General features: G+C 61.5%; 11 protein-coding genes. 4 read left to right on the top strand and 7 right to left on the bottom strand.

Going from position 1 to position 12035, the window contains the following annotated elements:
* Positions 1-15: 15 nt before the first annotated feature.
* The 5 genes from BKX96_RS02280 to BKX96_RS02260 form a co-directional block, all read right to left on the bottom strand.
* Positions 16-1404: a DUF1329 domain-containing protein gene (locus BKX96_RS02280; RefSeq protein ID WP_077182557.1), complete on the bottom strand. Its 1389-nt coding sequence runs from the start codon at positions 1402-1404 to the stop codon at positions 16-18.
* A gap of 12 nt (positions 1405-1416) precedes the next feature.
* On the bottom strand, positions 1417-3114 hold the full coding sequence (locus tag BKX96_RS02275; RefSeq protein ID WP_077182556.1) for a DUF1302 domain-containing protein: 1698 nt from the start codon (positions 3112-3114) through the stop codon (positions 1417-1419).
* A gap of 44 nt (positions 3115-3158) precedes the next feature.
* Complete coding sequence (locus BKX96_RS02270; RefSeq protein WP_077182555.1) at positions 3159-4283, bottom strand: FAD-dependent oxidoreductase; 1125 nt, start codon at positions 4281-4283, stop codon at positions 3159-3161.
* A gap of 87 nt (positions 4284-4370) precedes the next feature.
* The gene (locus BKX96_RS02265; protein ID WP_077182554.1) at positions 4371-4781 is read right to left on the bottom strand and encodes a Rieske (2Fe-2S) protein; all 411 of its coding nucleotides are present in this window, start codon (positions 4779-4781) and stop codon (positions 4371-4373) included.
* A gap of 15 nt (positions 4782-4796) precedes the next feature.
* A complete protein-coding gene (locus BKX96_RS02260) occupies positions 4797-5735 on the bottom strand; it encodes a VOC family protein (RefSeq protein ID WP_046815100.1) in 939 nt (312 codons plus the stop codon).
* 257 nt (positions 5736-5992) lie between these two features.
* On the opposite strand from BKX96_RS02260, the gene BKX96_RS02255 reads away from it, so the two are divergent.
* Together BKX96_RS02255 and BKX96_RS02250 are read left to right on the top strand one after the other, a co-directional pair.
* On the top strand, positions 5993-6955 hold the full coding sequence (locus BKX96_RS02255) for a LysR family transcriptional regulator (RefSeq protein WP_046815099.1): 963 nt from the start codon (positions 5993-5995) through the stop codon (positions 6953-6955).
* A gap of 60 nt (positions 6956-7015) precedes the next feature.
* Positions 7016-8173, top strand: coding sequence for an alpha/beta hydrolase family protein (locus tag BKX96_RS02250; RefSeq protein ID WP_077182553.1), 1158 nt, complete (start codon positions 7016-7018; stop codon positions 8171-8173).
* A gap of 474 nt (positions 8174-8647) precedes the next feature.
* Here BKX96_RS02250 and BKX96_RS02245 read toward each other — a convergent pair whose 3' ends face one another.
* Entirely contained in the window at positions 8648-9034 is a 387-nt protein-coding gene (locus BKX96_RS02245) for a nuclear transport factor 2 family protein (protein ID WP_046815097.1), read from the bottom strand.
* Positions 9035-9293: 259 nt separating this feature from the next.
* On the opposite strand from BKX96_RS02245, the gene BKX96_RS02240 reads away from it, so the two are divergent.
* Positions 9294-10643, top strand: coding sequence for a metal-dependent hydrolase family protein (locus BKX96_RS02240; protein WP_077183111.1), 1350 nt, complete (start codon positions 9294-9296; stop codon positions 10641-10643).
* Between the two features lie 11 nt (positions 10644-10654).
* On the top strand, positions 10655-11101 hold the full coding sequence (locus BKX96_RS02235) for a GlcG/HbpS family heme-binding protein (protein ID WP_046815096.1): 447 nt from the start codon (positions 10655-10657) through the stop codon (positions 11099-11101).
* Here the strand turns inward: BKX96_RS02235 and BKX96_RS02230 are convergent.
* Complete coding sequence (locus tag BKX96_RS02230; RefSeq protein ID WP_077182552.1) at positions 11086-12021, bottom strand: LysR family transcriptional regulator; 936 nt, start codon at positions 12019-12021, stop codon at positions 11086-11088. The two genes, BKX96_RS02235 and BKX96_RS02230, sit on opposite strands and share 16 nt — an antisense overlap.
* Positions 12022-12035: the final 14 nt, after the last annotated feature.

Genomic DNA, 12035 nt, shown 5'->3' with positions numbered 1-12035 from the left:
GCGACCCGGTCTGACTCAACGAACCCCGGCACCCGCCATCGCCGCAGGCGAGAACTCGGAGGCCTTGTAGCGATCCACCACGCCGTACTGTTCGGGCTGGCCGGTGTAGACGTTCTGGATAAACCAGGCGCCGGAGGTCAGGTCGTAAAAACCGGAAGACAATTGCGCTTGTGCAGGCAGGTCCGGCAGGACCGCGGGCAACGACCACAGGGTCTTGGCCAACTGGCCGTTGGCATCCCAACGGTCGCCCAACATGGCTTGCCAGGTGTCTTCATCGAGGTAATAGCGGCCCTTCGGCAACTGGTGACGCTTGCCCGGCGCCAGGTCCGCTTCCACGACCCAGACCCGGTGCAATTCCCAACGCACGTAATCAGGGTTCATGTGATGGGCGAGGAACAGGTCTTCAGGTTTGGCGGCGGTTTGCACCTTGTTGGTGTTGTAGGGGATGTACATCTCCTGCTTGCCCACCAGTTTCCAGTTGAAGCGGTCCATGCGGCCCTGGAACACGCTCAATTCGTCGAAGGACATCACCCCGGCAGTCGCCGGTGTCGGTGTATCGCAGCAGGCATTCGGCAGTTTGCGCACGCGACGTTGGCCGGTCAGGTAGACGTGGGCCTGGGACAAGTCGCCGTTGATGTTGGTACGGCCCATGATCTGCTCGCCGGCGCGCAACGGCGGCCCGACGTTGAGCAGGCGGAACAGCCAATAGTCACCGTCAAAAGTCTCCGGCGATCCGTCCTGGTAGTAATACGGCATCTCCTGAATGGCTTGGCCATCGGTGGTCATGACCGGCTTGCCATCGGCGGTCATCAGGTAGTGACGAAAATGCATCGACAGCGAGGTCCCGCGCCAATTCAGCACATGGTTCCACATGGCTTCGGCACCGTTTTTCGGCACCGGAAACGGAATACCGCCAAAGGCGCCTTCGGGGACGGGGCCGGCGCTGCTGTCGACCAGTTTGGCGCGGGTGGCGTTTTTCAGCGTGTTGTCATACACCCACTGCGGCGCGGCGGCGGTGCGACGGGTCTGGTACACATCGATGCGATAGGTGTCCGGGAAACGCTTGAACATTTCCTTGGTGCCATCACTGAGTTTGCCGGCGTATTGGGCCAGGTTCTTCGAAGTGATGCTGAACAGCGGTTTGTCTGCCGCAAACGGATCGGAACGCTTGCCGCCTTCCTTGAACGAAGGATCGACCTTGGTGTAACCACCGTCCCACGCCGGAATGGAGCCGTCGGCATTGCCGGCGCGCTCGGCGCCAAAAGGCGTCAGGTTTTTCGACAGTTTGGTCGCGTCTTCCGCCGTCGCAGCGCCCGCCATCTGGCTGCAAATGGCCAGGCTTCCCAGCAGTGCAAAGCAAAGGGTTTTGAGCTTGAAGGCTCCGGTTTTCTTGTTATGGGTCATGCGCAAGTCCTCTTAAAACGTGGTCTTGACGGAGAAAGACAGATAATCCCGGTCTTTCAGCGATTGCTTGTAATTGAACTGGCTGGCGGCGTTGAGGTTGGTGTCCTCGGCGCCGTAGTAATGCGTGTAGGTCAGCCCGGCGGTGACGCGATCCAGGTAGGTGGCGGTGATGCCGATGTTCATGTCGCCGCCGTTGTCCGGCCCGAACGAGCTGACAACCGCCGATTTGCCCAGTGGGAAATAACTGAGGCCGACCGGAATGCTGATATCGATGCCGGAGAAGAACTGGCGGTACGTCGGGGTGTAGACCACCTTGAAACCGAGGCCGTCATCGGTGGCATTGGGGTCAAGGGCCGCACGGTTTTTGGTGACGCTCAGCAGGCGGTTCCAGGCGATCTCACCGACCAGTCCGGATTCCCTGGCAAGGAAGTTCGGCCCGAACGACGCCAGGACGTTGAGGTTGACGTGGGCGGTACGGCCGACCGCGTAGAGGGCGTCGTCATCGTTGTCGGCGACCACGCCAGGCAGGACGGTTTGCCCGTTGGAAACCAGCGGCATGTTCCAGCGCATCGAGGCTTCACCGGCGAAGCTGTATTCGTCGACCGTGGTGGAAAAACTGGCGCCGAAGGCGCGAATGTCTTCCGGGTACACCCAGTAGTACTCGCCGATCTGGCCAGTGCCGAAGTTCGGCGCACCGGTGGAGGGTTTGAGATACAGCTTGGGTGTCTTGTCGTGATACTGGATCGCGTACAGGCCGTACTCGACCGTCTCGGCGCTGTACTTCAACTGCAGGCCACCCTGCCCCGAACTTTTCGCTTCCTTGTCATTGCCATGGAAGAACGCCGCCGGGCTGCCGGGATTGCCACCGAGGAACGCAGGAAATGGCGCGCCCACGATCAAGCGTTCGTTGCCTTCACCAATGGTGTCACTGGTGGAAAAGTAACTGCCGGCACCCGGCAGGCGTGTCTCTTCCCACTCCAGCTGGTAAAAGGCGCCGAGCGATACGTCGTTGGTCAGTTGAAACGTGCCGGACAGTTGATTGACCGGACGGGTGATTTCCTTGAACTGGGTGTTGGGTACGGACTGCGCCTTCACCACGTCGACCGGCGCCATGCCACCGGCAATGCCGTTGGCCCCGAAGAACAAGCTCTCGCCCCAGATCAAGCCGTGGCGACCGGCACGCACGGACGTGGCGTGGTCGGCCAGCTCGCCGTTCCAGTACACGAACGCATCGAGCAATTCGCCTTTACCGCCGTGCAGATGGCGAGTGTCGTCGGTGAATTCGTCATAGGCCACGGAACGGGCGTTGGCCCGGGCCGGGTCGTCGTTGTCGTTGTCCTGCTGGTATTCGGTGTCGTACCAGGCGGCGCCACTGAGGCGCGCGCCGACGTTCTTGAACGACATGTCCAGCTCGGAAAGGATGTCCGTGCGGTTGGAGATCAGGCCCTTCTTGAAGGCCCGGTCGCCGTCGTCCTGGTTGAGTGCTACCTGGCCCTCGCTCAATTTGCTGCTGGGATTTTGCGTGCGCCAGGCGGCGCTGTACTTCACCGTGTTGTCCCAACGCAGGTTGAAATCCGGATTGCCGGTGTCTACCGAAAAGGCCTGGGCAGCCTGACTGCACAGCACCAACGCCGCGGCGAGGGTGAAACCAAAGGGTGCAGAGGGGCTGACCGGGCGGCGCGCAAGCGTCGCAGTCGTGGAACTAACCATCGCGTTAACCTCTTGTTTTTATAGTGGTAACTGCTGTGGGTGAATCAGATGGGCTCGGCCGTCAGCGCGAGCATTCGCTTGACCAGGCCGATGCGGTCGAACTCACGGTCGTGTTGCATTTCCTTGTCGCCGGCCAGCACCGAGCTTTCGCTGATGAATCTGCAGCGCTCGAAACGGCGCGCCATGAAGCGCTGCAGCTGTTGCTCGACGTTGCCGTCACGGGTCAGTTCTTCACTGAGCACGATGGCATCTTCAATCGCCATGCCGGCCCCCTGGCCGAGGTGCGGCGTAGTCGCGTGGGCAGCATCGCCGATCAGCAGCACGCGACCGCGGTACCAGGGCTCATTGACGAAGACCACTTCCATCGGCTTGTAGACCACTTGGCTGCTGTCGGTGATCTGCTCGCGCAGTTCGCCGATGAGGCCGGTGAAACCCTGCAAGCGCTGGCGCATCTGCTCGGCCAGCGTGGCCGGGTCCATCCACGGGTTGGACGGTTCGTGGGACGTGAGGAACAGGTACATCAGGTCACCGGCCAGCGGCACCAGGCCGGCGTTGCCTTCGGCACTCTGGTAGTTGGCGAGGTGATCGATCTGCGGGTCACGCGGGAAGTTGTAGCGCCACACCGACTGGCCGGTGAAACGCGGTGTGTAGGTGTCGCCGAAGAGCAAATCACGAACCCTGGAGAACAGACCGTCCGCGCCAACCACCAGGTCGTAGACAGCGCTGCTGCCATCGGTGAACAGCGCATCGACGCTGTCGCCGGTGTCTTTCAAGGCTTCCACGCTAAGGCCCAGGCGTACTTGCGCGCCGAGTTCCAGCGCCGTTTCGCTGAGCACCTTGTGCAGCGCCAGGCGCGAGATGCCGACGTTGGCCGGGTACGCAGGCCCTGCCAGGCGCTGACCCGGAATGCGCGCCAGTTGTTGGCCGGCCGGGCCATAGATGGCGACGTCTTCAAAGGCATACGCCGCATCGAGATATCCATCCAGCACGCCAAGCTTGGCCATCTCGCGGACCACGTTGCTTTGCTGGATGATCCCGACGCCGTACACCGTCCATTCTGACTTGAGTTCGATCAGATCGACCTCAATGCCCTTGCGCCGCAGTGCGATGGCCGCACACAAGCCACCAATGCCACCGCCCACGATCAGAACTTTGTTCACTGCACTCATGGTTTTCTCACTTGTTATTCTTGTGATTCGATGCAGCGTCGGGCACTGCGTCGTTGGGTTCAGCTTCCCGTCAAACCAGGGATTTGACTAATCGCGAGTAGGGATGCGATGTATCTGCAAACGCGATACCTCGATCTGAGGCGGCGCGACCTCCACGCCAGGCATTTGCAGCACCAGCCAGCCCTCTTGCGCACGCCAGGGCAACGCCTCCAGCGTCTGGCCCAGACAGGGGCCGTAGACGCATTCGCCGGTACTTGGCAGGAACTGCGCACCGTGGGCGTAACAGACGATCAACTGGCCGTCGGCGGATAAAAAACGGTCTTTGCGGTACTCCAGGCGCACGTCCAGATGCGGGCAACTGTTGCGATAAATCCGCACCTGTCCCTCGTGCACTACGGCAAACACACTGTCTTTGCCGCGTTGCCATGGATCGAATCCGCGCGCCTGCCCTTCCACCAATTCATCCATCCGGCACAGGTAAAAATCGCTGTGGCTCATGGCAGACACCCGTGTTCAACCCTGTTTGGGTGGCGGGCCGCCGGGTGCCCATTTCGCCTTCGAATTGAACAGGAACAGCTGCGAGTTATCGGCAGACAAAGGCGCGCGACGGGCCTCCCAGGCGTCATCGTGTTTGTCCATGTCGGCGTCGTATTCAATGTGGCAACCCAGGGGGCTGTTGAAGTACCAGAACCAGTTGGAGCCAAAGAGGTGACGACCCGGGCCCCAGAAACTGGTCCAGCCCTTTTGCTCGAACCGCGTGCCGGCCAACAGCACTTCGGTGCCGCTGCCCATGTGAAAGGTGAAGTGTTCGCAGCCCTTCATGTGCGGCGGGGTCTGGATCATGAACAGGCAATGGTGATCATCGGAGCCCGCCGGGCGCATGAACGGCCCGGCGCCGATGAAGGTGTCCGTGGTCCGAAAGCCCAGGCGCTCGGCGTAGAACGCTTCGGCCTTGGCCGCGTCGGGGACGAAATACACCACGTGGGACAGGGTGCGCGGTACCGCGCTCATGTCGAGGGTAATGCCAGGCTGGTTCAGCGGGCGCTGCGGCGCATGGCCGGCGGCGTTGGTCAGGTCGTCCGGGGCGCTGTACGCCTTGCGCACGGTGACTTGGAATGCGATCGCGAACCCCATGTCGTCGACGCTGTGCAGCACGCCGTTTTCCCGTGAGACCTGGCGGTCGCGCGCCAACTCGTCTTCGATGGCGTCCAGGTCCGCCGCGCTGGCCACGCCATAAAGGGTTTCACGAATCGACGGCGCCGGGCCGATCGCCACCGGCAAGGTCGGATCGTCCGCACGGCGAATGATCACGGCGGTGCCGTCCAGTGCTTCAAAACGCCCGCCATCGCTGTCGACGTCAATCGGCGTCAGGCCGTAGTCACGCAGGCAATCGGTACAGGCTTGGATGTCATCGACGCCAAAGATCAGGGCGTCAAGGCCAATGATGTTCATGGCTACCACTCCATTGAAATTATGATCCGGAGACTGCTGCCGAACGCTCGACCAGGCCGATCGGCGATGCATGGAATCCGGTGGTGGTGTCGGCCAGAGGTCCGACTGCGGCGAAGATTGACGTGCGGCTGGGCAGCTGACTAATCGCGAGTGGGGATGCGACCTATCGGCAAACGCGATACCTGAAGACGGGGTTGACGGGACGATCAATTCACCGGAATGTATCGTGAAAATAAATACAAGAGCGGACCTGCCCGATGCGTTTCAACCACCTGGACCTCAATCTCCTGGTGGCACTCGATGTGTTGCTCGAAGAGCAGAACATCACCCGTGCCGCCGAACGCCTGCACATGACGCAGTCCGCAACCAGTGGTGTGCTCGGGCGACTGCGCAGTTATTTCGAAGACGAACTGCTGGTGCAGGTGGGGCGCAAGATGCAGCCCACGCCCTACGCCCGGGAACTCGCCAAACCGATCCGCGAAGTACTGCTGACCATTCAATCCTCGATCACCGCCAAGCCGGTGTTCGACCCCACCACCAGCAAGCGCCACTTCCGCCTCGTGACCTCCGATTACCTGATCAGCGTGCTGTTTGCCCAGGTGATTCAGAAGATCCATCAGGAAGCCCCGAACATCACGTTCGAGATGCTCGGCCCTGGCGACAATTCCGGTGAGTTGCTGATTCGCGGCGAGGTCGACCTGATGATCGTGCCAGAGCGCTACATCATCGACGGCCACCCCCACAAACTGCTGTTTGAAGAAGAACACGTCTGCGTGGTGTGGAACGGTAATACCCAGGTCGGCGACAGCCTGAGCCTTGAGCAGTACATGGACATGGGCCACGTGTCCGTCGGGTTTGGTCGCACCCGGCACTTGAGCATCGAAGAATGGTTCATGAACCAGTACGGGTTCAACCGCCGTATCGAAGTCATCACCAACGACTTCAACACCCTGCCGCAGCTGGTCGTCGGCACCCAACGCATCGCCACCATGCACCAGCGCCTGGCGCGTTTATACGCCGAGCACCTGCCGCTGCGCATCCTCAATCCGCCGGTGAAGATTCCGGTCATGCGCGAAGTCATGCTCTGGCACCGCAGCGTGGACGGCGACCCAATGCACCGCTGGCTGCGCGAGCGCATCAGCGAATTCATCCAGCATCTGGAACAGGATCCTATCGCCGCTCGCGATACCTCGCATCCCGAGTCACGATTGGTCAATTAGCCGGGGCGTCCTTAACGTGCCTTGTGAAAGCTCAAGGCAACCACAAGGACAACAACAATCATGTTCCGTTATTTCCCGACCAATTACGTGTGGAATCTCTCTGTCAACCTGGCCATCGAGATGGGCGCCCGCATGGGCGAAATCGAAGAGATGTGCGCACCGCTGCAGGAAGCCGCCCAGCAGCCCGACGCCGCTGGCACCAAGGCGTTCCGCGAAACCTGGGCGAAGATGGCCGACAAACTCTGCGGCCTGGCCGAGGAAGATGAAGGTAACGGCCGGCTGCTGTCCGCCGGCGAAAAATACAACCGTGCCGCCACCTATTACCTGACCTGCGAGCGCTTGCAGGCCCATGGTGCACCCGGTCGCACCGAGCTGTACCAGCGCTTTTTGCAGACCTTCAAACGCGGAGTCGAACTGTCGCGGGAGAACTGCGAGCGCGTTGAAATCCCCTACGAGGGCAAACATATTTCCGGCCTTCTGGTGCGTGCCGAAGGCGTGAGCGGCCCGGCGCCGATCCTGGTGCAGGTCAATGGACTGGATTCGACCAAAGAGATGAAATACCGCGTTGGCCTGCCCGCCTGGCTGGCAAAACGCGGCGTCTCATCGTTGATCATCGACCAGCCCGGCACCGGTGAAGCACTGCGCTTGCATAACCTGATCGCCCGTTACGACAGCGAGCACTGGGCCAGCCGCGTGGTCGACTGGCTGGAAACCCGCGACGACGTGGATGCCAAGCGTATAGGCCTGGAAGGCGTTTCACTCGGCGGTTATTACTGCCCGCGCGCAGTGGCTTTCGAGCCACGGTTTGCCTGCGGTGTGGTGTGGGGCGCCAATCATGACTGGCGCGATGTACAAAAGCGTCGCCTGGAAAAAGAAGGCAGCTTCCCCGTACCGCACTATTGGGCGCACGTGCAGTGGGTGTGGGGTGCCAAAGACATGGAAGAGTTCATGGCCATCGCCGAAAACGTACATCTGGACGGCGTGCTGGAGCGCATCAAGGTGCCGTTCCTGGTGACCCACGGTGAAAAGGATTCGCAGATCCCGCTGAAGTGGGCACACCGCACTTACGAACAATTGGTCAACAGCCCCAAGCGTGAACTGAAGATCTTCACCGAACGCGAAGGTGGCGTGCAGCATTCGAGCTTTGACAACAGCATCAACGCGGGTCAGTACATCGCTGACTGGGTTGCCGAAAACCTGGGTGGCCATACGGCTTGACCGGACTCGTGTAGGAGCTGGCTTGCCAGCGAAGGCGGCCTCACAGCCGCCACACCTCTCGCGGCTTCACCCGATCCATTGTAGGAGCTGGCTTGCCAGCAAAAGCGGCCTCACTGCCGCCACATCTCTCTCGGCTTTACCCGATCCATTGTAGGAGCTGGCTTGCCAGCGAAGGCGGCCTCACAGCCGACCTATTGTTTGTTGACCGCGTACATATCCATTTCTGCGGTAACGGCCACTTATGGTTTCGCCCTTACGGCGAGTCACTTGGAAAAACGGAACGCCGCCCGTCCCCAAGTAACCAAGGGCTCTTGCCCCTGGCGTTCGGTGCCTCGCTAATGCTCGGCATACCCTCGCTCCGGTCCTGCTCCGTGGGCCCGCCGCGATGGGCTTCTTCAGATGTGTGGGGTGACCAAAGCAAAACGCCGGAAGTCCTTAGGGCTCTCCGGCGTTTTAATTGAGCGTCGAATGAACTCAGTCAGGTGCACGCGTTCCATGGAACGAGCTGATCTGCCAACCCTCTGCGCCGAACGCCCAGACTTGGGTGGCAAAGCCCTCGCCGCGAATCGACTGGTCGCCGCCGCGTTTGCGCAAGGTGTTGCACTGCGTCCCGGTCATCACCGCCAGGTGTTCGCCGTAGAAGCGGATCTGCAATTGCCCACGCTCAATATCCAGATACTGCACGGCGCTTTTGGCGTACTCCAGGTAGTCCGCCTTGCCTTGCACCAATCCGGTGGTGTGCACATACACCAGGTCATCGGCGAACAGCTCGGCAACGCGTGGGTAATCTTCTTCAACCAAGGCCCGGCGGCGTTCCTGCTCAAGTGCCAGGAGTTCGGTTCTTGCAGTTGCGGTGGTCATGGGACGACTCTCTGTAGGTGAGGAACGCGCACCATAGACGTGCGATACAGCCGGTAAAAAATCGTCGATCACGATGCCAGCCATCGCCACTCGCGATACCCGCTCCCTGATCTCGCTCGGTGCCGCCAACGCCACGCCTCAGTTGGGATTGAGCAGCTATCGACGCCATCAATACGTGGGCATTGATGCAAGTTGCTGGTGGCGTTCATGGCCGCGCCCTAGCCTCGCTTTGCATAACTATCCGCAAAGTGAAAACGCCATGAATGCCCTGCACCTCAAATGCCAGACCTTGTTCGACGGTACCGGCCTGCAAACCCGCCAACAGCAAACCCTGGTGGTGGAGAACGGCCTGCTGACATACGTCGGCCCGACAGCCATGGCACCGCAACCACAAGCAGATGACAGCGTTGTGGACGCCGGCGATAACTTTGTCATGCCGGGTCTGGTGGACGTGCATACCCATCTGGCCTTCGGCAACGCGCAGAGCGAAGAAGACATCGATATCTGGACCAGCGACGAATTCCGCGCCCTGCGCGGCATGTTCTTCGCTCAGCATGTGCTGGCCGCTGGGGTGACCAGCATGGTTTGCCCAGGCGATAGCGGCCAGCTCAGCATCGCCGTGCGCAACGCAGTTGCCGCGGGCCTGTTCGAGGGTCCGCGCATCGCGGCCAGCAGCCGGGTCATCACCAATCGCCAAAGCCTCAATGACTGGTTTCCCAGCCGCGTGGGCGCCCCGGAATATTTCACCGCACGCCTGGTCACCAGCCGCAGCGAAGCCCTGGCAGAAATCCGCAAGCAGGCCAAGGATGGCGTAGACCTGATCAAGATCGCCATGGACGGCACCCACCGCCGCCCGAACGGCGAAATCATCGCGGCGTTCACCGCCGAAGAAACCCATGAGATGGTCGAGGAAGCCCATCGCCTGGGCTGCAAGGTAGCGACCCATGCCTATGGCCGTGAGGCGGTGATGTACGCAGCCCGCGCCGGTGTCGACCTGGTGTTCCACGCCTTCTACATGGACGACGCCTGTATCGAGGCCTTGCTCGAAGCGGGCAGTATCCTCGCGCCGACCATGACCTTCCCGCAGAACACCGTGGACTTTTGCCAGCCCCACGACCCGGCCATCAGCACCGGGTACGCCGGTTACTGCGCACGCACGCTGGAAGTCGGCTCGGCGGTGCTCAAGCGTGCCAAGGCCGCCGGCGTGCCGTTCGCCTGCGGCAGCGACAGCGGTTTCGCCGTGACGCCTTATGGCGAGTGGCATGCGCGTGAACTGGAACTGCTGGTCACTCGCCTGGGCTTCACGCCCGCCGAAGCCCTTTATGCCGCCACCGCCGTTGGTGCGCGCTGTATGCCCCGCGGTGAAACCATCGGCTCCCTGGAAGTGGGCAAGCAAGCGGATTTCCTGTTGCTCGACGGCTCGCCGCTGCACGACATCCGCATCCTGCAAGACCGCTCGCGCCTCAAGGCCGTGTACAAGGCCGGTCAGCCGGTGCGCATGGAACGCAGCCCCTACAACCCCAAGCAAGTGTCCGATTTCAATTCGTTGAAGTGGACTGACCTGTACACCCGCGACCGGGTCGCACAACTGGGCAAGTGGGCCGTATGAGGATCGACGTCATGCACACACTCGATTTGATCACAGCCACTCACATCGCCAGCAACGCGATCCGCATCGCCCGGCAAAGCGGGATCAAACCCCTGGCCGCCGCCGTGCTGGATGCGGCGGGTCATCCGCTGGCGGTGCTGCGTGATGAACAGGCCAGTTTCCTTCGCCCGCAGATCGCCACCGGCAAAGCGCGCGGCTGCCTGGGAATGGGCTTCGGCGGAAGGGAGTTGGCGCGGCGTGCGCAGGCCATGCCGGCGTTCTTCGATGCGATCAACAGCCTGACCGCTGGCGAAGTCATTCCGGTGGCGGGCGGTGTATTGATTCGCAATACCGAGGGGCAGATGCTCGGTGCCATTGGCATCAGCGGCGACACCTCGGACAATGACGAGCGCTGCGCCGTACAAGCCATTGACCAGGCCGGGCTGGTGGCCGATACCGGCGATCAGCCGACGGGTTGATCGAGTGACGCGGCCTGTTCCAGCAACAGGCCGCGAAACCACATCAGCGCCGGATCCCGCTCCTGATACGGGTGCCATTGCAGCACCTGCACAGCCTCCGGAAACGCCAGGGGGGCGGGGTGAATGCGCAGCGGATAACGCTGGGCAAAGCGCTGCGCTTGCCGGCGAAACACCGTGGCGATTCGCGCGGTACCGACAATGAACTCCGGCATCAACGCGAAGCTTTCAAGGGCCACCGCCACGCGTCGATGAACGCCCAACTCATGCAGATGCATCGCATCCATGGCCAGGTTTCGCCCATCGGCAAACTCACGCACTACATGTTCGGCGGTGCAGTAGCCCGTCAGGCTCAAGCCCCCGGCGAACTGCGGCTGTTGCGCACAGACGATGCAGCACAGCTGGTCACTCATCAAGGGAACGTGGGGATAAGCCGGGTTCAAGCGGCGCTGCGGCACAATCACACAATCACTGCGGCGATAGTCGAGCGCTTCGCTGACCACATCGCCATCGCGCGGCACGGGCAAGTCGCGCAGACTCAAACGCACACCCGGCGCGACGTGCGCCAGCGCAAGACTGACCGCTGGCAACAGCACTGCGGCCACATAATCGGAAGCCACCAGGGTAAATTGCCGAGTACAGGTGGCCGGGTCGAAATTCACCGGGGTATCGACAATCTCCCGTGTAAGAGCGAGGGCTTGCTGCACCTTGGGCATCAACTCCAAGCCCAATGCCGTCGGCTCAAGCCGCCGCCCGACCTGAACCAGCAACGGGTCATTGAAATGCTCGCGCAAGCGCCCTAGCGCCGAACTGGTCGCTGACTGGCCCAGGCACAGTCGTTCGGCGGCCCTGCTGACGCTGCATTCGCTGAGCAAGGCGTCCAGGGCTACCAGCAGATTCAGGTCAAGACGTCGATATCGCATGCTGTTTCCGCTGC

This window comes from Pseudomonas putida (assembly GCF_001976065.1).
GTDB classification, from domain to species: Bacteria; Pseudomonadota; Gammaproteobacteria; order Pseudomonadales; family Pseudomonadaceae; genus Aquipseudomonas; species Aquipseudomonas serbica.
Note: the sequence above shows the minus strand (reverse complement) of the source record. Positions and strands in the feature narration are given on the sequence as shown.

Excerpts from the sequence above, each read along its gene's own strand:
- BKX96_RS02230 (WP_077182552.1), bottom strand. The coding sequence starts at position 12,021 with ATGCGATATCGACGTCTTGACCTGAATCTGCTGGTAGCCCTGGACGCC.
- BKX96_RS02250 (WP_077182553.1), top strand. The coding sequence starts at position 7,016 with ATGTTCCGTTATTTCCCGACCAATTACGTGTGGAATCTCTCTGTCAAC.
- BKX96_RS02270 (WP_077182555.1), bottom strand. The coding sequence starts at position 4,283 with ATGAGTGCAGTGAACAAAGTTCTGATCGTGGGCGGTGGCATTGGTGGC.
- BKX96_RS02280 (WP_077182557.1), bottom strand. The coding sequence starts at position 1,404 with ATGACCCATAACAAGAAAACCGGAGCCTTCAAGCTCAAAACCCTTTGC.
- BKX96_RS02275 (WP_077182556.1), bottom strand. The coding sequence starts at position 3,114 with ATGGTTAGTTCCACGACTGCGACGCTTGCGCGCCGCCCGGTCAGCCCC.
- BKX96_RS02265 (WP_077182554.1), bottom strand. The coding sequence starts at position 4,781 with ATGAGCCACAGCGATTTTTACCTGTGCCGGATGGATGAATTGGTGGAA.
- BKX96_RS02255 (WP_046815099.1), top strand. The coding sequence starts at position 5,993 with ATGCGTTTCAACCACCTGGACCTCAATCTCCTGGTGGCACTCGATGTG.
- BKX96_RS02240 (WP_077183111.1), top strand. The coding sequence starts at position 9,294 with ATGAATGCCCTGCACCTCAAATGCCAGACCTTGTTCGACGGTACCGGC.
- BKX96_RS02245 (WP_046815097.1), bottom strand. The coding sequence starts at position 9,034 with ATGACCACCGCAACTGCAAGAACCGAACTCCTGGCACTTGAGCAGGAA.
- BKX96_RS02260 (WP_046815100.1), bottom strand. The coding sequence starts at position 5,735 with ATGAACATCATTGGCCTTGACGCCCTGATCTTTGGCGTCGATGACATC.
- BKX96_RS02235 (WP_046815096.1), top strand. The coding sequence starts at position 10,655 with ATGCACACACTCGATTTGATCACAGCCACTCACATCGCCAGCAACGCG.